The following is a 19966-nucleotide window of genomic DNA, read 5'->3' as shown; positions in this document are numbered from 1 at the left end:
CGTGCTGTCTCACCGGCATCGCGCGGCGGTCGCGCCGCGCCGCGAATGAGAACCTCAGCCGGCCGGCGGCGTCGGCTCGGTGAAACCACCCTCGGCGACCAGGCGGGCGAAGAGCCCGCCCTGCGCCGCGAGAGCGCGGAACGTTCCCTGTTCGACGATCCGCCCCCGCTCCAGCACCATGATCCGGTCGGCGTTCGCCACGGTGGACAGCCGGTGCGCGATGATCAGCGTGGTCCGGCCCCGACGCAGCGCGTCGAGCGCGCGCTTGATCTTGCCTTCGGTCTCGGCGTCGAGCGCGCTGGTCGCCTCGTCGAGGATCAGGATCGGCGCGTCCTTCAGGATCGCGCGGGCGATGGCGATCCGCTGGCGCTCGCCACCCGACAGGGCGGCGCCGCGCTCGCCGATGACGAAGCCATAGCCGCCGGGCTTGGCCAGAATGAACTCGTGCGCCTCGGCCCGGCGCGCCGCTTCCTCGACCTCGGCGTCCGTGGCCGAAGGTCGACCTACGCGGATATTCTCGGCGACCGTCCGGTTGAAGAGCCCGGCCTCCTGGAACACCACCGCGATATTCGCCCTGAGCGAGGCGAGCGTCACGTCGGCGATATCGGTGCCATCGACCCGGATCACCCCGGTGTCGGGCTGGCGCAGCCGCAGGAGCAGCGCCAGCGCCGTGGTCTTGCCCGCGCCGGTCGGGCCGACGAAGGCGATGGTCTGCCCCGGCCGCGCCTCGAAAGCGAGATCGGACACGCCCTCGGACCCGTCCGGAAACCGGTAGGTCACGCCCTCATAGACCACCGCCCCGGCCGCGACGCCGAGCGCCGCCGCGCCCGGCCGCTCCTCGACCTCGGATCGCGCGTCGATCAGCTCGAAATAGCTTCGCAGCGTCGGCGTCTGGCGGGCGATCTGGGCGACGAAGGCGGACAGCATGTCGAGCTTGCCGATCAGCAGGCCGGCGAAGGAGACGAAGGCGACGATCGCGCCAACGGTGATCTGGCCCCGCGCGGCCAGCAGCGCGCCGACCGCCAGCACCGCGACCATGGCGATCGTGGCCGAGGCGCGAGTCAGCACCGTCATCAGCCCCCACCAGGTCAGCACCGGATATTGCGCCGACAGAAGATCGCCCATCGCGACGCGCATCTCGGCCAGTTCGGCCCCGACGCGCGCATAGCTCTGCACCACGGTCACATTGCCGAGCACGTCGCCGACCCGGCCGAAGACACCGCTGTGATGCCTCTCGACGGCGGCTTGCCCGGCGCGGGTCCGGCGCAGAACCAGCGCGTTGATCGCGACATAGAGCACCGCGAGCAGGCCGAGGATCGCCGCCATCCGCGCGTCCATCCGCAGGGCGGTCGGGATCAGGATCAGGATCGACACCACCGCCGTGAGCTGGCTGCGCAGGAAGGAGAGCCAGGCGGCGAACAGCGCATCGGTGCCGGCGAGGATGGTGCGCACCACCGCGCCGGTGCCGCGCCGGGCGTGGTAGCTGACCGGCAGGGTGATCGCCCGCTCGAAGGCCTCGCCCATCGCGGCGAGCCGCCGGCGATGCGCGAGCCGGTCGGCGGCGACGGCGACCACGACGCTGGCGCCGATGTCGAAAAGACCGAGCGCCGCCCAGATGCCGATGTCGCGAAACGCCGCGCGGCCGGCGGCGAGCGCGTCGATCACCCGGCCGAACAGGATCGGCTCGGCCAGCTGCACCACGGCGACCGCCATGCCGGCGACCGCGAGCAACACCGCCTGCCCGCGCTCGGCGGCGAGCAGGCGCAGTGACCGCGCATAGATCGCCCCCGCGCCGGTTTCCGAAGCCTTGCCCTCGTCGCCCAATTTCGCCTCCAGTTGACGCCGCGCCACGATAAGCCATCCGCGCGGCGGGGAAAGCGCGGCTTTTCATCGCTGCCCGTCTCGCCTAAGTCTCCGCGCATGAGCGAGATCGAACCCATCCACGTCATCGGCGCCGGCATGGCGGGCAGCGAGGCGGCCTGGCAGGCGGCGGAGATGGGCGTGCCCGTCGTCCTGCACGAGATGCGCCCGGAAACCGGAACCTTCGCCCATCGCACCAGCGGCTTCGCCGAGCTCGTCTGCTCCAACTCCTTTCGCTCGGACGACGACGAGAACAACGCCGTCGGCCTGCTGCACTGGGAGATGCGCGCGGCTGGGGGGCTCGTCATGGCGATGGCCGACGCGCATTCCCTGCCGGCCGGCGGCGCGCTCGCGGTCGATCGCGAGCCCTTCTCGCAGGCGGTGACGGCGCGTCTCGAGGCGCATCCACTCGTCACCGTCGCGCGGGGCGAGATCGGCGCGCCGCCGACGGACTGGGACAGCGTGATCGTCGCCACCGGGCCGCTGACCAGCCCCGCCCTCGCCGAGGCGATCCGCGCCCTGACCGACGAGAGCGCCCTCGCCTTCTTCGACGCCATCGCGCCGATCGTGCATTTCGAAAGCATCGACCTCGGCAAGGCCTGGTTCCAGTCACGCTACGACAAGGGCGAGACCGAGGCGGACCGGACCGCCTATCTCAACTGCCCGATGGACCGGGCGGAGTACGAAGCCTTCATCGACGCGCTGCTCGCCGCGGAAAAGACCGAGTTCAAGGACTGGGAGAAGGACACGCCCTATTTCGAGGGCTGCCTGCCGATCGAGGTGATGGCCGAACGGGGCCGCGAAACGCTGCGCTTCGGTCCGCTGAAGCCGGTCGGCCTGACCAATCCCCATGCCCCGGACCGCAAGCCCCATGCCGTGGTCCAGCTCCGCCGCGACAACGCGCTCGGCACGCTCTACAATATCGTCGGCTTCCAGACCAAGATGAAGCACGGCGAGCAGGCGCGGGTGTTTCGCATGATCCCGGGCCTCGGAGACGCCGCCTTCGCGCGGCTGGGCGGCATCCACCGCAATACGTTCCTCAATTCGCCGCGCCTGCTCGACGGCCGGATGCGGCTGCGCGCCGACCCCCGGCTGCGCTTCGCCGGGCAGATCACCGGCGTCGAGGGCTATGTCGAGAGCGCGGCGATGGGCCTGCTCGCCGGGCGGCTGGCGGCGGCCGACCGGCTGGGACGCGACCTGCCGCCGCCGCCCGGCACCACGGCGACCGGGGCGCTGGTCCGGCACATCACTGGCGGAGCCGAGGCGCGGACCTTCCAGCCGATGAACGTGAATTTCGGCCTCTTTCCGCCCCTCGACGCGGCGCGCGGCGGGCGGCGCGGCCGCAAGGAGCGCTATCGCGGCTATACCGACCGGGCCAAGGCCGATTTCACCACCTGGCTCGCCGACTCGACAGAACTCGCCGAGCTGGTCTAGCCTCTTCCGGGAAAAGCGGGGGACGGTGATAGACCAGGAGCAGCAACGCGCGGCGATCGCGGCCGCCTTCGGCGTTCCGGCCGAGGAATACGACCGCCGCATGGCCGAGGAGGGCTATGCCGGGCCGGCGCGAGCGGCCGCCGCGCTCGCCGGACTCGGGCCGGATTTCGCCGCGCCGCTGATCGAGTTCGGCGCCGGCACCGGCCTCGTCGGCGAAGCGCTGCGGGCCGAGGGTTTCACCACCATCGACGGGCTGGAGCCGTCCGAGCCGATGCGCGCGGTCGCCGCGGCCAAGGCCGGCGTCTACCGGACGCTGACGGCCTGGGCGTGGAACGCGCCGCCGCCGGTGGCGCCCGGCGTCTATCTCAACGCCGCGGCGATCGGCATCCTGGCGCCGGGCTACGCGCCCGCCTCGGTGATCGACGCGGGCCTGCGGGCGATCCCGCGGGGCGGGCTCTTCGTCTTCTCGCTCAGCGATCTGGCGCGGACCGACCCCGACTATGTCGGGCGGGTGCGCGAGAATGTCGACGCCGGCGCCGCCGAGATCGCCTTTCGCGAATACGGCCGCTTCCTGCCGGGCGCGGATTTGCGCGCCGATATCTTCGTCTTGCGTCGCCGCTAGCCTTGCGCACCCGGTTCGCGCCGTCGCCCACCGGGCCCTTGCATCTCGGCCATGCCTTCTCGGCGCTGACCGCGTGGGACCTGGCGCGCGCGGCGGGGGGCGTTTTTCTCCTCCGGATCGAGGATCTGGACCAGGGACGGTCGCGCCCCGTCTTCGAAGCGGGGATCACCGAGGACCTCGCCTGGCTCGGTCTCGAATGGCCGCGCCCCGTTCTCCGCCAGTCCGAGCATCGGCCGCGCTACGCCGCGGCGCTCGACCGGCTGACCGCGCTCGGTGTCACCTATGCCTGCCGCTGCGCCCGCGCCGATATCCGCGCCGCGCTCTCCGCCCCGCAGGACGGGGCGCCGGTTTCGGGCGAGGTCATCTATCCCGGCACCTGCCGCGGACGCCCCGCCGCCATGGCGGCTCCGGGCGAGGCGATCCGGCTCAATGTCGTCCGGGCTCTGGCGCTGGCGCCCGCGCGGCTCGAGTTCGTCGAGGACGGGCCGGCGCATCGCGGACGCCATCGCGTGGAGGCGGCCGATCTCGCGGGCCTCGGCGACGTGGTGCTCGGGCGGCGCGACGGGGCGGCGGCCTATCATCTCGCGGTGGTGGTCGATGACGCGCATCAGGGAATCAGCCATGTCGTCCGCGGCGAGGACCTCTGGCCGGCCACCCCGCTGCATCGCCTGCTGCAGGCGCTGCTCGACCTGCCGTCGCCGGTCTGGCACCATCACCGTCTGATCCGCGACGCGGCCGGCAAGCGCCTCGCAAAACGCGACGACGCCCGCGCCCTCGCCCGCTACCGCGCCGAGGGCGTCGCCCCCGCCGATATCCGGCGCCTCGTCGGGCTCTGAGGTCAGCCCGCCAGCGGCTCGGTCAGCACGACCTCCGCGCCGTCGCGCACCGCGGTGAAAAAGCAGCTCGGCCGGTTGGTGTGGCAGGCCGGGCCGGTCTGGTCGATGATCAGCAGCAGGCAGTCGCGGTCACAGTCGACGCGGAGTTCGACAAGCCGCTGGACATGGCCCGAGGTGGCGCCCTTGCGCCAGAGCTCGCCGCGCGACCGTGACCAGTAGGTCACTTGCCCGGTGGCGAGGGTCTCGGCCAGGCTCCGCGCGCTCATCCAGGCGAGCATCAGGACCTCCCCTCCCCGATCCTGCGCGATCGCCGGAATGAGTCCGTGCGCGTCGAAACGCAGGCTTTCGATCTCGAAGGTGGACATCGACGACTCCCTCGGGGTCGATTGACGGACTGGCGATTGTCGCTATCTATGGGGCCGCGGGGGAAAAGGCAAAGGTCCGGGGTGATGGCTGGCGACGACGATCTGATCCGGCTCTATTCGCAGCGCATCCTCGCGCTCGCCGCCGACATTCCGCTGACCGATCGGCTGGCGTCTCCCCAGATCACCGTCAGGAAGCGCGCGCCGCTCTGCGGCTCGACCGTCACCGTCGATCTCGCGCTCGAGGGCGACCGGATCGTGGCCTTCGGCCAGGACGTGAAGGCCTGCGCGCTCGGCCAGGCCTCCGCCTCGATCCTCGCCGCGCATGTCCTGGGGCGTTCCGGATCCGAGATCGCAACCTTGCGCGAACAGTTGAAGGCGATGCTGAAATCCGGCGGCCCGGTGCCGTCGGCGCCGTTTGGCGACTACGAGGTGCTGCTGCCGGCGCGGGACTACCGGAACCGGCACGCCTCGATCCTGCTGGCGCTCGACGCGACGCTCGACGCCATCGGCCAGACGTCTCGGGCGGCCTGATCACCGCGATGGGCGTCGCGGTCCGGGCCGGGTTTCTCTATTTCGCCTTGGTCTTCGCCGTCGGATTCGTGCTCGGCACGATCCGGACGTATCTGCTCAGCCCGGTGCTCGGCGAGACCTTCGCGCTGCTGGTCGAACTGCCCGCGATACTCGCCGTCGCCTGGATCGCCTCGCGCGCCGCGATCTCGCGGTTCGGCGTGCCACGCGAAATCCGGACCGGCCTTGCGATGGGCGCCGTCGCCTTCGCCCTCCTCCTCGCCGCCGATGCCCTGGTCGACATGGTGCTGGCCGGTCGCGGCCTCGCCGAGCATTTCCGGGCCTATGAATTCGCGCCCGGCCTGCTCGGCCTCGGCGCCCAGATCCTGTTTGCCTTGTTCCCGACCCTGCAGATGCTCTGGGCGGAAAGCGATCGGCGGTAGCGGCGAGAACCAAGGTCTCGAAAGCGCGACGGCGCGTCGAAATGACGGATCGTTTCCTGATTTCGGTGACACGACTCAGGGTCGCTCAGGCCGCCGGAGATGCCACCGTCGAACACCATCGGGGCACGACCAATAGCCTGCCACGGGACGTTGTGCCGGCCGATCGCCGGAAACCCCGTTCCGCGGAGATCACTCCGCTCGGAAGAACGCCACAAAAAACCGCCGCGACGCCGGGGGGCGCGCGGCGGTCAGGTAGCGGGAGTCGGGCAATCGACAGGCGGCGGACAGGCGTCCGCGCGAGACCCCGCTGGCAGGACAAGGCAAAAGGCGACGGCGGGCAGGACAACAGCGGGACAAGGCAACGAGAAGCAACGAAGCGATCGGTCGCGTGCTTGGCCCTGGCTCACGCCGGTTGTGGCATAAGGCGCGCGGCGCCGCTCAGGCGAGCGCCGGCAGGAGCAGCGCGGCGAGGATCGCGGCGCAAAGGCCGGCGAGACCGAGGGCCTCCCGCGCGAGCTTCCCCGGGTCGTTCGTTAGGCGGGCGAAGGTGGAGATCATCGGTATGCTCCTGGATTTGGCCGCGTTTGTTCTTAAATTGTTCCCATTTTGTACCTGTCGAGTCAAGTGATTCCCTGAACAAATCCGGAACATGCGTTCGGCGCGTTAACCTACGGAAAGCATTCGGATCGCCTTGTCGCGCTCCATCAGCCAGAGCAGCACGCGCGTCGCCTGGCCGCGTGGCAAGGTGAGATCGGGATCCTGCGACAACAGCAGCCGCGCGTCGGTCTGCGCGGTGCGCATCAGCTCGGTCTGGGCTTCGAGATCGGCGATTCGGAACCGGGGCAGGCCCGACTGCTGGGTGCCGATGAGATCGCCCGCGCCGCGCAGGCGCAGGTCCTCCTCGGCGATGGCGAAACCGTCCTCGGTCCGCCGCATCGTCTCGAGCCGGGCCCGCGCCGCTTCGCCCAGCGGCGGGTCGTAGAGCAGCAGGCAGGTCGAGGCCTCCGGTCCGCGTCCGACCCGGCCGCGCAGCTGGTGCAACTGGGCGAGGCCGAAATGCTGCGCGCCCTCGATCACCATGATCGAGGCGTCCGGCACATCGACCCCGACCTCGATGACCGTGGTGGCGACCAGCAGCCGCGACCGCCCCGCCACGAAATCGGCCATCGCGGCGTCCTTGGCGGCGGGTGGCAGCTGGCCATGGACCAGACCGACGCCCGGCCCGAGCGCCAGGGTCAGCGCGCGATGCCGCTCCTCGGCGGCCGTCATCTCGGCGACCTCGGATTCCTCGACCAGCGGACAGACCCAATAGGCCTGACGCCCGGCGGCCAGCGCGGCGCGCAGCCGCTCGATCACCTGATCGATCCGCGACGACGAGACGAGCGCGGTCTCGATCGGCCGACGACCCGCCGGCTTCTCGTCCAGCACCGAGATATCCATGTCGCCGTACTGGGCCAGCGCGAGGCTGCGCGGGATCGGCGTCGCGGTCATCACGAGGATGTCCGCCGCCTCTCCCTTGGCGCCGAGATCCATGCGCTGGCGCACGCCGAACCGGTGTTGCTCGTCGATGATGGCAAGGCGGAGATCGCGGAACTCCACCTCCTTCTGGAACAGCGCGTGGGTGCCGACGAGGATCGCGATCTCGCCCGAGGCGAGGGAGGCGAGCTTCGCGGCGCGCTCCGCGCCCTTGTCGCGGCCGGTCAGGATACCGAGCCGGACGCCCGCCACCTCGGCCAGCGGCGCGAGGCTGGCGTGATGCTGGCGCGCCAGGATCTCGGTCGGCGCCATTAGCGCCGCCTGACCGCCCGCCTCGACCGCCGCCAGCATGGCGAGGAGTCCGACCAGCGTCTTGCCGGCACCGACATCGCCCTGAAGCAGGCGGTTCATCCGGACAGGCGTCGCCATGTCGCCGGTGATCTCGGCCACCGCCCGGGTCTGGGCGCCGGTCGGGCGATAGGGCAGCGCCGCGAGCACCGCCGCCCGCAGATGCCCGTCGCCGGCGGTCACGTGCCCCTTTGGCCGCTTCATATGCGCCCGTGCCAGCGCGAGGGTCACCTGATGCGCGAAAAGCTCGTCATAGGCCAGCCGTTCGCGCGCCGGCGCGGTGGGGGCGAGGTCGGCCGGGCCGCCGGGCGCGTGGGCGGCGGTCAGCGCGGCGTCCCAGTCCGGCCAGCGCCGCCGCGCCTTGAGGCTCGGCTCGATCCATTCGGCCAGCGGGCGGACGCGGATCAACGCCTCGGCGACGGCGCGGGTCACGGCGCGCTGGGTCAGGCCCTCGGTCAGGGGATAGACCGGCTCGAACTCGGCCAACCGCTCGCCGCCGCCGGGACGCAGCACATGGTCGGGATGCGCCATCTGGGCGATGCCGTCGAACAGCTCGACCCGGCCCGAGACGATCCGCCGCTGGCCCGCGGGGAAGGTCGCGCGCAACCACTCGGCGCGCGGGTGGAAATAGACCAGCTGGAACTCGGTCAGCGCGTCGCGGACATGGATGCGATAGGGCCGGGTCCGGGTGGCACCGGGATGATGCAGCCCGATCTCGACCTCGACCGTGGCGACGCCCGGCAGCGCGATCTCGCGGATCGAGGCGCGGAGGCGGCGATCGACCCCGGAGACCGGCAGCGTGAAGAGCAGGTCCGCCGGCTTCTCGATCCCGAGGCGGGCGAAGAGCCGCGCCAGCTTCGGCCCGATGCCGTCGAGTCCGGTCAGCTCCGCGAACAGCGGAAAGAGAATGTCCGGGCGACTCACGCGACGACGGCGGCGACCGGGCGGCGCGGCGAGAAGGGAAGCGGCGCGCCGCGGCCGAAGCGGAGGAGAAGGTCAGGGCGCCGATCGGGCTCGCCGGCCAGCGCCGCGAGCGCGGTACGGAACGCCGCCACCTCGACGGGCTGGTTGACGAAGGCGAGCCGGACGTCTCGCGCCGTCGCTGCGAGAGCGAAGCGCTGGCAGGCGCGACCGACCTGTACCCAGCCCTCGGGGTTGGCGCGCTCGGCGAAGAAGACCGCGCAACCCGCCGAGGAGGCGAGCTGGCGCGCATAACGCTCGTTCTCGCCGGCGGCCGTGATCACCCATGGAAAGACGGCCCGGCCCAGCGCCGTCGGCAGACTGGGATTGCCGCTGGCGCCGGAAAAAAGCCCGTCTCCGGTCTCGATCGCCGCGCGCGGATTGAACCGGATCCAGTCGCGCAGCTCGGACATGAAGGCCGGGTCGCCCATCTGCGCGCCATTGGCGGCGACGACGAGATCCCGTACCTGACCGAGAACCGCCGGCTCGGTCAGCAGGATCAGCCGGACGCCGGGCATCCCGGCCGCGGCCGCCAGCGCGCCCAGCGTCTCGACGTCGAGCGGCCGGCCGTCATACTCGGCGCGGGTCGATTGGCGGCGGGGAATCGCCTCGGCCAACGGACCCGGCCGCGGCGAGCCGGCCGAATGGACAAAGCCCGGTCCATCGGGGCCGAGCACCACCTCGCCCGGCCGCCCGAGCGCGGCGCCGGCGATCGCCAGCGTCTCGACGGCGGCGCCAAGGCTCACATGGAGATGATGGTCGTCGGGATCGACCACCGGGACCCGCCGCGCGAGATCGGGGCCGATGTCGATCCGGTCCGGACCGATCCGGAAGCGCCAGGGTTGGCTGTTGTGGCTGTTCGGTGCCAGCGTCGCGAGGCGAACCAGCGCGGCGATCTCCGGAGCGGCCGGCCAGGCGCGCAGTTCGGCCGCCCATCGATCGTAGCCGGCCATCGATCCGGTGGTGAGCCGCCAGCCGCCGGCACCGAGAGCGAGCGCCCCGCCGGCGGCGAGCAATGCGCGCCGGCCGATCATCCTGCGAGCTCCAGCCACTCGTCCTCGCTGAGCACGGTCAGGCCGAGCTCGCGCGCCTTCTTCTCCTTCGAACCCGCGCCCGGACCGGCGATGACATAGTCGGTCCGGGCGCTGACCGAGCCTGCGACCTTGGCGCCGAGCGCCTCGGCGCGGGCCTTGGCTTCGGCGCGGGTCATGCGTTCCAGCGTCCCGGTAAAGACCACCGTCTTGCCGGCGATCGGCGAACCGGCGGTGTCGGGCGCGGCCACGTCTTCGATATCGAGATGTCCGACCAGCCGGTCGATGGCAGCGCGCGCGGCCGGCTCGTGGAACGTGTCGACCAGCGCCGCGGCGAGGATCGGACCGACGCCGTCGATCGCGTTCAGCTCCGCCCAATCGTCGCCAACATGCTCGCGCGCCGCCCCCATCGCATCGCGGAACCGCGCCCACGCCCCATAGTGCCGCGCGAGCAGGGTCGCCGAGGTCTCGCCGACATGGCGGATGCCGAGGCCGAAGATCAGCCGGTCGAGCGGGATGCGCCGCTTGTCGCGGATCGCGCGGAACAGGTTCTCGGCCGACTTCCCGCCCCAGCCTTCGCGATTTTGCAACTGGGTCAGCTTGCCGGGGCCATAGCGATCCTCCAGCGTGAAGATATCCGCGGGTTCGCGGATCCAGCCATCGGCGAAAAACGCCTCGACCTGCCTGGCACCCAACCCCTCGATGTCGAAGGCGGCGCGGGAGACGAAATGCTTCAGCTTCTCGACCGCCTGCGCGGCGCAGATCAGTCCGCCGGTACAGCGGCGCACCGCCTCGCCCTCCTCGCGGATCGCGTCGGAGCCGCAGATCGGACAACTGGTCGGAAAGACATAGGGGGTCGAGTCGGCGGGTCGGCGGGAGAGATCGATATCCTCGATCTTCGGGATCACGTCGCCGGCGCGATAGACCGTCACCCAGTCGCCAACGCGGATGTCGCGACCCTCGCGGATCGGCTGGCCGCGGCTGTCGCGGCCGGCGATGTAGTCCTCGTTGTGCAGGGTGGCGTTCGAGACGACGACGCCACCGACGGTCACCGGCAGCAGCCGCGCGACCGGCGACAAGGCACCGGTGCGCCCGACCTGGATGTCGATGCCTTCGAGCAGAGTGGTCGCCCGCTGCGCCGAGAACTTGTGCGCCAGCGCCCAGCGCGGCGTCGCCGAGCGAAAGCCGAGCCGGGCCTGCAGGTCGAGCCGGTCGAGCTTGTAGACCACGCCGTCGATGTCATAGCCGAGCGTCGCGCGCCGCGCCTCGATGGCGCGGTACTGGTCGAGCATCTCGCTCAGATGCTCGCAGCGGCGGGTCAGCGGGTTGGTCTGGAAACCGAGCGCGTGGAGCCGGTCTATCGTCTGCGTCTGGGTCGCGCCCAGCGGCCCGGAATGCGCGCCCCAGGCATAGGCGAAGAAGCGCAGCGGCCGGGCGGCGGTGATCGCGGGATCGAGCTGGCGCAGGCTGCCGGCGGCGGCGTTGCGCGGGTTGGCGAAGGTCTTGCCGCCCGCCGCCGCCTGCCGCGCGTTCAGCGCGGCGAAATCGGCGTGGCTCATATAGACCTCGCCGCGCACTTCGAGCAGGGCGGGCGCGTCGTCCAGCCGCGGCGGAATGTCGGCCACGGTCCTTGCATTCGCCGTGACATTCTCGCCGGTCTCGCCATCGCCCCGCGTCGCGGCCTGCACGAGCAGCCCGTCCTCGTAGCGCAGGCTGAGAGACAGGCCGTCGATCTTCGGTTCGGCGGTGAAGGCGAGCGGCGCCTCGGCCGGCAGGTTCAGGAAACGGCGGATCCGCCCCTCGAATTCGGCGACGTCGCTGTCGGCGAAGGCATTCTCGAGGCTGAGCATCGGGATTGCGTGGCGGACCTTGGCAAAGCCCTCCGACGGCGCCGCGCCGACCTTCCCGCTCGGGCTGTCGGGGCGCCTGAGCTCGGGAAACCGGGCCTCGATCGCGGCGTTGCGCGCCTTCAGCGCGTCATAGTCGGCGTCGCTGATCGCAGGGGCGTCGTTCTGGTGATAGGCGACGTCGGCTTCGGCCATCGCGCGCGCCAGCGCTGCGAGCTCCTCCATCGCCGCCTGGGGCGTCAGCGTCTCGACCGGCGGTCGCTCCATGGACTCCTCCCTCCGTGGAGCGAGGCCTAGCGCGGTCGCGCCGGCCGGTCCAGTGGTCGCGCCCGGACAAGGCCGAGACCGGAAACGGAAGCGGCCAGACGCTCACGCGTCCGGCCGCTTCCGGGTCAGGTGTGGTGGTTCGGGGCCGCCTCAGGCCCCGACCGCCAGCTTTCTTTTGGCTTCCGTGCTGGCGGGGTCGCGCAGCACGTAGCCGCGGCCCCAGACTGTCTCGATGTAGTTCTCGCCCCCGGTGGCTTCGGAGAGTTTCTTGCGGAGCTTACAAATGAACACATCGATGATCTTCAACTCGGGCTCGTCCATGCCGCCGTAGAGATGGTTGAGGAACATCTCCTTCGTCAGGGTCGTGCCCTTCCGCAGGGAGAGGAGTTCCAGCATCTGGTATTCCTTGCCGGTGAGATGCACCGGTTTCTCATCGACCGCGACGGTCTTCGCGTCGAGATTGACGGTAAACTTGCCCGTGGTGATGACCGACTGGGCGTGGCCCTTCGACCGGCGGACGATGGCATGGATACGCGCGATCAGCTCCTGCCGGTGGAAGGGCTTGGTCATGTAGTCGTCGGCGCCGAAGCCGAAGCCCTTCAGCTTGTTCTCGGTATCGTCCTGACCGGAGAGAATCAGGATAGGCGTCTCGACCTTCGCGACGCGCAGCTGGCGCAGTACTTCATGGCCGTTCATGTCCGGCAAATTGAGGTCGAGCAGAATCAGGTCATAGTCGTACAGCTTGGCCAGATCGATGCCTTCCTCGCCCAGATCAGTCGCGTAGACGTTCAGATTCGCGTTCTGAAGCATCATTTCGATGCTTTTGGACGTGGTAGGATCGTCTTCGACAAGCAGGATACGCATGGACTGCTCTCCGTTTTACCCGGGGAACCGATCCCCAACACGGTCTCACTAAACCGTGGATTGGTTAACGACCGATTACGATAGCCATAGACTAGCAGTTCGCCTTAAAGTTGTCTATACTTCTGAATCGCCGTAACGCGCAAGGCCGCCGCGCCGTGGTCGCGCACCGCGGAGCGCCACAGGTCGAGCTCCTCCTCGGACAGCCGGTACATCTCGCAAGCCTCGGCCGCCTCGATCAGCCCGTTGTCGACCGCCGCCACCACGGTCGCCTTGCGACGCGCCACCCAGCGTTTCGTGTTCGGCGGAGGAAGATCGGAACGTGTCATCTTGGTTCCGTCTGGCAGAACGACAAAAACCGGCCCCTTCTCGCGGCGAATATACATTTCAAACTCCCTAACTCTCACATCACCCGATCGAATACTTAACCGGCCATCCCTTAAGTGCGGATGAAGCAAGCTCTTGTGGTTACTTAAGTTTTTACTATATTGCGGCGAATCGAACGGATGGCGCGGATGCTCGACGGCGGGACTTCTTCGATGAACAGCCTTGGCCTGGCGAAGCCGCCGGCCGAGACCCGCGTGGTCGTGGCCATGTCGGGCGGGGTGGACAGTTCGGTCGTCGCCGCGATGCTCGCGGCCGAGGGCTACGACGTGGTCGGGGTGACGCTGCAGCTCTATGACCACGGCGCGGCGCTGGCGCGGAAGGGCGCCTGCTGCGCCGGGCGGGACATACACGACGCGCGGCGCGTGGCCGAGACGATGGGCTTTCCGCACTATGTTCTCGACTACGAGAACCGGTTCCGCGAGAGCGTGGTCGACGAATTCGCCGATGCCTATCTGGCCGGCGCCACGCCCGTCCCTTGTATCCGCTGCAACCAGCGGGTGAAGTTCCGCGACCTGCTGGAGACCGCGCGGGATCTCGACGCCGACTGCATGGCCACCGGCCACTATGTCCGCCGCCTCGTCGGCCCCGGAGGTCCCGAGCTTCACCGCGCCGCCGACCCCGCGCGGGACCAGAGCTATTTCCTCTTCGCCACCACGCCGGCGCAGCTTGATTTCCTGCGCTTCCCGCTCGGCAGTCTCGCGTCCAAGGCCGAGACCCGCGCCCTTGCCGCGCGGCACGGGCTCACTGTCGCCGACAAGCCCGACAGCCAGGACATCTGCTTCGTGCCGGACGGCGACTATGCCGGCGTCATCCGCAAGCTGCGGCCCGGCGCGGCGGAGCCGGGCGAGATCGTCCATCTCGACGGCCAGGTGCTCGGCCGGCACGAAGGGGTCATTCACTATACGGTCGGTCAGCGCCGCGGCCTCGGGATCGGCGGCGGCGGCGAGCCGCTCTTCGTGCTTCGCCTCGATCCGGATCGGCGGCGCGTCGTGGTCGGTCCGCGCTCCGCGCTCGCGACGCGCTCGGTCCAGGTCGCCGAGGTGAACTGGCTCGGAGACGGCGATTTCGAAGCAGCGCCGGAGGGCGGCTGGGAGATCGCGGTCAAGGTGCGCTCGACCCGGCCGCCGAAGCCCGCGCGCCTGCGTCCGCTCGGCGCCGCCTGCGCGCGGGTGGAACTCCTCGGCGCCGAGGAGGGCGTGGCGCCCGGCCAGGCCTGCGTCTTCTACGCGCCCGACGGCGACCGGGTGCTCGGCGGCGGCTGGATCACCCGCGACTGACCGCGGGTTACGGGGAACCGAGCCGCGGCCCGCGGGGCGGACATTTGTCCGCCACTGCCACGCCTATTCCAGCGCCGGCAGCCAGAGTTCCATCTGGTTCCCCGGCGGGCTTCGGTAGCGGGCGGCGAGCGAGATGACCTTGATCGGACGGTTCACTCCGGGCGTGCCGCCGACGATCTCGGCGAGGCTCTCGGCGCAGGCCTGCTGGTCCGCGCCATAGTAGCGCAGATCGCCGGTCGTGATCCCCTTCGGCACATGCTCGGCCTTGGCGATGGTCCAGCCCGCCCGGATCAGCTGGTCGCGCAGCGCGCCGACCCTGTCCGCGTCCGCGCCGTCGGTGAATTGCGGGAAGATGAGCGGCGAGACGCCGCCGCAGGCCGAGCCGGGCGCCGGGATCGCCGCCGGCTCGGCCGACGGCTCCGGCGGTTCGACCACGGCGGACGTTTGCGGCCCGGGCGCTGGGACGATCCGCGGTGGGATGCTATAAGCCACCGTCGCGGCCCCCATGGTCATCTGCTCGATGCTCACGGCGGCCGTGAGCTCATTGGTCCAGCGCTTCTGCTCGCAGAGATTCTGGCCGAAGGTGTCGATGGCGAGCAGGCATTCGGGTTCGAGCAGCAACCCGGCGCCAAGCGGCGGATCCAGCTTCACGCGGGGACAGTTCGCCTCGGTCGCCGTCGCGCCGGCGCTCGCTTCGGCGGCCTTGGCGAAGGCTTCGAACGACGCTTCGTTCACCCGCGCCTCCGCGGCGAGCGCCTCGACCTGCGCGCGCAACGCGGCGTCGCTGTCCAGCACGTTCGACGACTTGCGGCCGCCCTCGCCCTTGCGAGCCGCCCGGCCGTTCTCGGCGATGAAGAAGCCGAGCGCGGCGCAGAAGGCATGCCGGGGATAGGTCGCCTGATATTCGATCAACGTGTTCCGGGGATCATCGAGGAAGGCGGCGACCACGCTCGTTTCGTGCGCCGTCTTCACCGCCTCGCGATTGACGTCGAGCTCCTTGCGCCGCTGCTCGTTGTAGTTGAACCAGAGGCCGGAGACGCCGACCGCGAGCGCGAGCAGCACCTGCCATTGCTGAACGAAGCCGATCAGGGCGCGCCAGCCCGAGGGCGGCGGCGCTTTTTCGTCGCTCATCCGGAAATCCCCAAAGCCGGAATGTTACCAGAATTCCCGTTTCGCGGGAACCCGCTGATCGGTCGATGCGCGCGGAAGGCCCGCGTCAGTCGGGCCGGCGCTTGCCACGCCAGCCACCCCGCCGGCGGGCGGTCGGCGGGGCCGCGAGGCCGGCGCGCAGGACCGCCGTCATCGGATGGTCGGGATGGCGCGGGCCGTAGTGGTCGAGCAGCGCGCGAATCTGTTCCGGTCCGGCGCCGGCCTCAAGGCCGAGCGCCCAGTCGAACAGGATCGCCCGGCATTCCGGCGGCCCGATCTCCATCCGATAGGCCTCGTGGATCAGGCCGCGCGGATCGAGCGCGTGATCACCCTTGGACATGGTACGCAGCCGGTGGGAACGCCGGGCGGCGACGAACTGGAATGATCCGGGATCCGGCCATGCGTTTCCTCCGCGCGGTCTGCCAGCCCGGCGTAGGCGCCGCGCCGGGACGGCGTCAAGGGCCGCGCCGCCGCTGTCACATTCCCGCAATCGAAGCGGCGTATCGAGGCGGATGGCGAGTCCGCCGGGCGACGGGTTCCGACGCGTGTCGGGCGAGATCTCCTCCCCGTTGTTTCCGGCCGACCGCCGGATAATATGCGCCGACCCGGATCGTCGGCGGCGCGGCGAACCAAGGACAGTGTCACCCGATGAAGCACTCCTCGATGAACCCCACGCGGAGCGTCGCCCGGGAGATCAGCTATGCCAGCGCCGCGAGCACGCGCGCGGGCCGCGCCCTGATCCGCTCGGTCGAGAATCTGACCGGCCGGCTGAGCCTCATCCGCATGGCGGCGGACTATGCGAGCGAGATCGGCGACGGCCGCGACTTCTGGCAGGTGATGGCCGAACGCTACGGCCTGACGCTCGAGATCACGGCCGGCGCGCTGTCGAACATTCCCGCGGAAGGTCCGGTGGTGGTAGTGGCGAACCATCCCTACGGCATCCTGGACGGGCTGATGCTCGGCAATATCCTCGCCCAGGCCCGCGGTGACTTCCGCATCCTTGCCAACAACGTGTTTCGCAAGGCCGAGGCACTCGACCGGGTGATCCTGCCGATCAGCTTCGACGAAACCCCCGAGGCGATCGCGACCAATCTCGCGACCCGCAAGACGGCGATCGCCTATCTCGCTGGCGGGGGGTGCGTCGGCGTCTTTCCCGGCGGCACCGTCTCGACGGCGGCGCGCGCGTTCGGCCGGCCGATGGATCCGGGCTGGCGCCGCTTTACCGCGCGGCTGATCGCGAAATCCGGCGCGACGGTGGTGCCGATGTTCTTCGAAGGCCACAACAGCCGGATGTTCCAGCTTGCGAGCCACCTGCACCAGACGCTGCGCCTCGCACTGCTCGTCAACGAGTTCCGGACACGGGTCGGGGCGCCGGTGCGGGTGGCGATCGGCGCGCCGCTCTGCCCCGCGCGGCTGGCCGAGCACGCGGGGGACGCGCGGGTGATGATGGACTTTCTGCGCGCCGAGACCTATCGGCTGTCGCCGACGCCCATCCCGGACCTGAGCTACGGGTTCGAATTCGAGGATACGCGCTGACCATGCCGATCGGTGTTTTCGACAGCGGGCTCGGGGGGCTCACCATTCTCGACGCGCTGACCCGCGCGCTGCCCGCGCAGGATTTCGTCTATCTCGGCGACAATGCCAACGCGCCCTATGGTGCCCGGCCGGCGGCGGAGATCCACGAGCTGACCCGGGCGGGCGTCGCACGGCTCTTCGCCGAGGATTGCGGCCTGGTGATTCTCGCCTGCAACACCGCCTCGGCCGTCGCGCTGCATGATCTGCAGATGGACTGGCTCGATCCCGCGACCCATCGGGTGCTCGGGGTCTTCGTGCCGGTGATCGAGCATCTGACGCGCCGTAACTGGGGCGACAACACGCCGCCGACCCATACGGGTCTGCGCGACGTCGCACTCTTCGCCACGGCGGCGACGGTGGCGAGCGGCGCCTTCCCGCGCGAGCTGCGGTTCCGCGCCCGTGACGTGACCGTGGAGTCCCTGGCCTGCCTCGGCCTCGTCGAGGCGATCGAGGCGGGGGACCTCGACCGCGCCGGCGAGGTGGCGCGTGGCCATGTCGCCGCGCTGCTCGCACGGGTTCCGGCGCCGCAATCGGCGGTGCTCGGCTGCACGCACTATCCGCTGGTCGAGGCGGCGTTCCGCGCGGCGCTGCCACCCGAAACCACGCTGGTGTCGCAGCCGGCGCTGATCGCGGCGAGCCTCGCCGACTATCTCGGGCGCCATCCGCGGTTCCGGGGGGGCTCCGGCGCGGTCAGATATCTCACCACGGGCGACCCGCGGGCGGTGGGCTCGCGGGCGAGGGTTTTCACCGGCCATCCGCCGCCCTTCGAGACCGCCTGATTGATCGCGGCGAACTATTGCTCTATGCCCCGACAGGTTCGAGCGAGGGAAAGATCATGGGCAGCAAGGCCAGGATCGCGGTCCTGGGGGCCAGCGGTTACACCGGCGCCGAGTTGGTGCGCCTGATCGCGACGCATCCCGGGATCGAGATCGCGGCGCTGACCGCCGATCGCAAGGCCGGCCAGAGCATGGGCGAGGTCTTCCCGCACCTGCGGCACCTGCCGCTGCCGCGGCTGACGACGATCCCGGAGGTGGATTTCGCCGGCATCGACCTCGCCTTCTGCGCGCTGCCACACGCGACGAGCCAGGAGGTGATCGCCGGCCTGCCGCGCGACCTGAAGGTCGTTGACCTGTCGGCCGACTTCCGGCTGCGCGATCCGGCGGTCTATGCCAGATGGTACGGGCACGAGCATCTGGCGCTCGACCTGCAGGCCGAGGCGGTCTACGGGCTGACCGAATTCTACCGCGACGAGATCAGGCGCGCGCGGCTGGTGGCGGGCACCGGCTGCAACGCCGCGACCGGCATGTACGCGCTGCTGCCGCTGCTCCGGGCGGGGGTGATCGACCCCGACAACATCATCATCAATCTCGCCACCGGCGTCTCGGGCGCTGGCCGCTCGCCCAAGGAGGGGATGCTGCATTCCGAAGTGTCGGAGGGCTTCCATTCCTACAACGTGGCGAAGCACCGGCATCTGGCGGAGTTCGACCAGGAGTTCAGCAAGGCCGCCGGCCGCCCGGTCGAGGTAACCTTCGTGCCGCATCTGCTGCCACAGAACCGCGGGATCCTCGCGACGGTCTATGTCCGGGGCGAGGCGGAGGCGATCCACGCGGCGCTGGCGGCGGCCTACGCGGAGGAGCCGTTCCTGACCGTGCTGCCCTTTGGCGAGGCACCGGCGACGCGGCACGTGCGGGGTTCGAACTTCGTCCACGTCGGCGTGATCCCCGACCGGCGGCCGGGCTGGGTGATGGTGTTCTCGACGCTCGACAACCTGACCAAGGGCTCCTCGGGCCAGGCGCTGCAGAATGCCAACCTGCTGCTCGGCCTGCCCGAGACGACGGGCCTGATGGCTGCTCCGCTGTTTCCGTGACCGGGGCCATGTCGGGAGCCATCCGCGTCTTCTGGATCCTCTGGAACTCGATTGATCGTTTCAATCGCAACGATGGTTCGGCGATGGCGGGCTATATCGCCTTCTCGGGCCTGCTGTCGCTGTTTCCGTTCCTGATCTTCGCGGCGACGCTGATCGGTATCCTGGTCGGGCCGAACCGGTCCGACCAAATCATCGACGCGCTGTTCCAGATCGCCCCGCAGCACGTGGCGATGACGGTGGAGCCGGTGGTCGAGGAGGTGCTGAACAAGCAGAGCCGCGAGGTGCTGACGCTCTCGGCGCTGTTTGCGATCTGGGTCGCCTCGAACGCGGTCGAGGCGTTCCGCATCGCCTTTGACCGGGCGTATGGCGTGTCCGATCCGCGCAACATCTTCGAGAACCGGGCGATGGCAATCAGCATCGTCTTTCTCGGCGCGATCGTCGCCGCTCTGCTTGGCGTCTCCATTCTGCTGAGCCCGATCCTCTTGCATCTGATCGAACGCGTCGCCCAGGTTCCGGTGCCGGCGATCGCCGGCTATGTCACCTACGGGTTCGGCATTCTTGTCTTCATCGGGTTTGTGCTGCTGATGCATCTCTGGCTGCCCGGCCAGCATCTGCCTGGCACCCGGCTCTGGCCGGGCGTGCTGGTGACGACGGTGATCTGGCTCCTGGCGGCGGGCAGCTTCACGCTCTATCTCAGCTTCACCCCGACCTATACCGTGACCTATGGCACCTTGGCCGGGGTTATCATCACGCTCATGTTCTTCTATCTGACCGGGGCGACCATTATATTCGGCGCGGAACTCAACGCCGAGTTGGGAAAGTTGCCGGCGCTCGGGCGCTGAGCGAGGGGAAAC

At 69.9% G+C, this 19966-nt stretch carries 19 protein-coding genes; 10 read left to right on the top strand and 9 right to left on the bottom strand.

Annotated elements, in window-relative coordinates:
• Window positions 1-54: 54 nt before the first annotated feature.
• Window positions 55-1851, bottom strand: a complete 1797-nt coding sequence (locus tag Q0480_RS14245) for a glucan ABC transporter ATP-binding protein/ permease (protein WP_299133901.1) — start codon at window positions 1849-1851, stop codon at window positions 55-57.
• Between the two features lie 69 nt (window positions 1852-1920).
• Between Q0480_RS14245 and trmFO the strand changes: the two genes are divergently transcribed.
• Genes trmFO through gluQRS form a run of 3 tightly spaced genes read left to right on the top strand, consistent with a single transcriptional unit; the run spans window position 1921 to window position 4752 of the window.
• Window positions 1921-3294, top strand: a complete 1374-nt coding sequence (trmFO, locus tag Q0480_RS14240; protein WP_299133899.1) for a methylenetetrahydrofolate--tRNA-(uracil(54)-C(5))-methyltransferase (FADH(2)-oxidizing) TrmFO — start codon at window positions 1921-1923, stop codon at window positions 3292-3294.
• Between the two features lie 25 nt (window positions 3295-3319).
• Entirely contained in the window at window positions 3320-3916 is a 597-nt protein-coding gene (locus Q0480_RS14235; protein ID WP_299133898.1) for a methyltransferase type 11, read from the top strand.
• A 2-nt stretch (window positions 3917-3918) separates the two neighbouring features.
• Window positions 3919-4752, top strand: a complete 834-nt coding sequence (gluQRS, locus tag Q0480_RS14230; protein WP_299133896.1) for a tRNA glutamyl-Q(34) synthetase GluQRS — start codon at window positions 3919-3921, stop codon at window positions 4750-4752.
• Window positions 4753-4754: 2 nt separating this feature from the next.
• On the opposite strand, the gene hisI is transcribed toward gluQRS, so the two are convergent.
• Entirely contained in the window at window positions 4755-5117 is a 363-nt protein-coding gene (gene hisI, locus Q0480_RS14225) for a phosphoribosyl-AMP cyclohydrolase (protein WP_299133894.1), read from the bottom strand.
• A gap of 84 nt (window positions 5118-5201) precedes the next feature.
• On the opposite strand from hisI, the gene Q0480_RS14220 reads away from it, so the two are divergent.
• Window positions 5202-5648 (top strand): iron-sulfur cluster assembly scaffold protein, encoded by a 447-nt coding sequence (locus Q0480_RS14220; protein ID WP_299133893.1) that lies wholly within the window; start codon window positions 5202-5204, stop codon window positions 5646-5648.
• 8 nt (window positions 5649-5656) lie between these two features.
• A complete protein-coding gene (locus Q0480_RS14215; RefSeq protein WP_299133892.1) occupies window positions 5657-6067 on the top strand; it encodes a hypothetical protein in 411 nt (136 codons plus the stop codon).
• A 663-nt stretch (window positions 6068-6730) separates the two neighbouring features.
• On the opposite strand, the gene recG is transcribed toward Q0480_RS14215, so the two are convergent.
• The 5 genes from recG to Q0480_RS14190 all read right to left on the bottom strand — a co-directional run bounded on the left by recG (window position 6731) and on the right by Q0480_RS14190 (window position 13243).
• Window positions 6731-8815: an ATP-dependent DNA helicase RecG gene (gene recG / locus Q0480_RS14210; RefSeq protein WP_299133891.1), complete on the bottom strand. Its 2085-nt coding sequence runs from the start codon at window positions 8813-8815 to the stop codon at window positions 6731-6733.
• Complete coding sequence (locus Q0480_RS14205; protein ID WP_299133889.1) at window positions 8812-9885, bottom strand: Tat pathway signal protein; 1074 nt, start codon at window positions 9883-9885, stop codon at window positions 8812-8814. Before Q0480_RS14205 ends, recG begins: the two co-directional genes overlap by 4 nt.
• The gene (ligA, locus tag Q0480_RS14200) at window positions 9882-11996 is read right to left on the bottom strand and encodes an NAD-dependent DNA ligase LigA (protein ID WP_299133888.1); all 2115 of its coding nucleotides are present in this window, start codon (window positions 11994-11996) and stop codon (window positions 9882-9884) included. The genes Q0480_RS14205 and ligA overlap by 4 nt, the downstream gene beginning before the upstream one ends.
• 150 nt (window positions 11997-12146) lie before the next feature.
• A complete protein-coding gene (ctrA, locus tag Q0480_RS14195) occupies window positions 12147-12860 on the bottom strand; it encodes a response regulator transcription factor CtrA (protein WP_299133887.1) in 714 nt (237 codons plus the stop codon).
• A 104-nt stretch (window positions 12861-12964) separates the two neighbouring features.
• Complete coding sequence (locus Q0480_RS14190; protein WP_299133886.1) at window positions 12965-13243, bottom strand: DUF1153 domain-containing protein; 279 nt, start codon at window positions 13241-13243, stop codon at window positions 12965-12967.
• Window positions 13244-13396: 153 nt separating this feature from the next.
• Between Q0480_RS14190 and mnmA the strand changes: the two genes are divergently transcribed.
• Window positions 13397-14521, top strand: coding sequence for a tRNA 2-thiouridine(34) synthase MnmA (gene mnmA / locus Q0480_RS14185; RefSeq protein WP_299133885.1), 1125 nt, complete (start codon window positions 13397-13399; stop codon window positions 14519-14521).
• A 63-nt stretch (window positions 14522-14584) separates the two neighbouring features.
• Here mnmA and Q0480_RS14180 read toward each other — a convergent pair whose 3' ends face one another.
• Together Q0480_RS14180 and Q0480_RS14175 are read right to left on the bottom strand one after the other, a co-directional pair.
• The gene (locus Q0480_RS14180) at window positions 14585-15652 is read right to left on the bottom strand and encodes a hypothetical protein (protein WP_299133884.1); all 1068 of its coding nucleotides are present in this window, start codon (window positions 15650-15652) and stop codon (window positions 14585-14587) included.
• A gap of 85 nt (window positions 15653-15737) precedes the next feature.
• Window positions 15738-16010 (bottom strand): hypothetical protein, encoded by a 273-nt coding sequence (locus Q0480_RS14175; protein ID WP_299133882.1) that lies wholly within the window; start codon window positions 16008-16010, stop codon window positions 15738-15740.
• Window positions 16011-16333: 323 nt separating this feature from the next.
• Here Q0480_RS14175 and Q0480_RS14170 point away from each other — a divergent pair, with 323 nt between their 5' ends.
• Genes Q0480_RS14170 through Q0480_RS14155 form a run of 4 tightly spaced genes read left to right on the top strand, consistent with a single transcriptional unit; the run spans window position 16334 to window position 19954 of the window.
• Window positions 16334-17206: a lysophospholipid acyltransferase family protein gene (locus Q0480_RS14170; protein ID WP_299133881.1), complete on the top strand. Its 873-nt coding sequence runs from the start codon at window positions 16334-16336 to the stop codon at window positions 17204-17206.
• A 2-nt stretch (window positions 17207-17208) separates the two neighbouring features.
• Window positions 17209-18024, top strand: coding sequence for an aspartate/glutamate racemase family protein (locus Q0480_RS14165; RefSeq protein WP_299133880.1), 816 nt, complete (start codon window positions 17209-17211; stop codon window positions 18022-18024).
• 56 nt (window positions 18025-18080) lie between these two features.
• Window positions 18081-19112, top strand: a complete 1032-nt coding sequence (gene argC, locus Q0480_RS14160; RefSeq protein ID WP_299133878.1) for an N-acetyl-gamma-glutamyl-phosphate reductase — start codon at window positions 18081-18083, stop codon at window positions 19110-19112.
• Between the two features lie 8 nt (window positions 19113-19120).
• Window positions 19121-19954, top strand: a complete 834-nt coding sequence (locus Q0480_RS14155) for a YihY/virulence factor BrkB family protein (protein WP_299133876.1) — start codon at window positions 19121-19123, stop codon at window positions 19952-19954.
• Window positions 19955-19966 lie beyond the last annotated feature (12 nt).

It is taken from the genome of uncultured Amaricoccus sp., from assembly GCF_937891315.1.
In the GTDB taxonomy this organism is placed as follows: Bacteria; Pseudomonadota; Alphaproteobacteria; order Rhodobacterales; family Rhodobacteraceae; genus Amaricoccus.
Note: the sequence above shows the minus strand (reverse complement) of the source record. Positions and strands in the feature narration are given on the sequence as shown.

Bases quoted from the DNA above. Each gene is read 5' to 3' on its own strand.
- Q0480_RS14170 (WP_299133881.1), top strand. From the start codon at position 16,334: ATGAACCCCACGCGGAGCGTCGCCCGGGAGATCAGCTATGCCAGCGCC.
- Q0480_RS14175 (WP_299133882.1), bottom strand. From the start codon at position 16,010: ATGTCCAAGGGTGATCACGCGCTCGATCCGCGCGGCCTGATCCACGAG.
- argC (WP_299133878.1), top strand. From the start codon at position 18,081: ATGGGCAGCAAGGCCAGGATCGCGGTCCTGGGGGCCAGCGGTTACACC.
- mnmA (WP_299133885.1), top strand. From the start codon at position 13,397: ATGAACAGCCTTGGCCTGGCGAAGCCGCCGGCCGAGACCCGCGTGGTC.
- hisI (WP_299133894.1), bottom strand. From the start codon at position 5,117: ATGTCCACCTTCGAGATCGAAAGCCTGCGTTTCGACGCGCACGGACTC.
- ctrA (WP_299133887.1), bottom strand. From the start codon at position 12,860: ATGCGTATCCTGCTTGTCGAAGACGATCCTACCACGTCCAAAAGCATC.
- Q0480_RS14180 (WP_299133884.1), bottom strand. From the start codon at position 15,652: ATGAGCGACGAAAAAGCGCCGCCGCCCTCGGGCTGGCGCGCCCTGATC.
- Q0480_RS14220 (WP_299133893.1), top strand. From the start codon at position 5,202: ATGGCTGGCGACGACGATCTGATCCGGCTCTATTCGCAGCGCATCCTC.
- Q0480_RS14190 (WP_299133886.1), bottom strand. From the start codon at position 13,243: ATGTATATTCGCCGCGAGAAGGGGCCGGTTTTTGTCGTTCTGCCAGAC.
- Q0480_RS14215 (WP_299133892.1), top strand. From the start codon at position 5,657: ATGGGCGTCGCGGTCCGGGCCGGGTTTCTCTATTTCGCCTTGGTCTTC.
- Q0480_RS14205 (WP_299133889.1), bottom strand. From the start codon at position 9,885: ATGATCGGCCGGCGCGCATTGCTCGCCGCCGGCGGGGCGCTCGCTCTC.
- ligA (WP_299133888.1), bottom strand. From the start codon at position 11,996: ATGGAGCGACCGCCGGTCGAGACGCTGACGCCCCAGGCGGCGATGGAG.
- Q0480_RS14155 (WP_299133876.1), top strand. From the start codon at position 19,121: ATGTCGGGAGCCATCCGCGTCTTCTGGATCCTCTGGAACTCGATTGAT.
- trmFO (WP_299133899.1), top strand. From the start codon at position 1,921: ATGAGCGAGATCGAACCCATCCACGTCATCGGCGCCGGCATGGCGGGC.
- Q0480_RS14165 (WP_299133880.1), top strand. From the start codon at position 17,209: ATGCCGATCGGTGTTTTCGACAGCGGGCTCGGGGGGCTCACCATTCTC.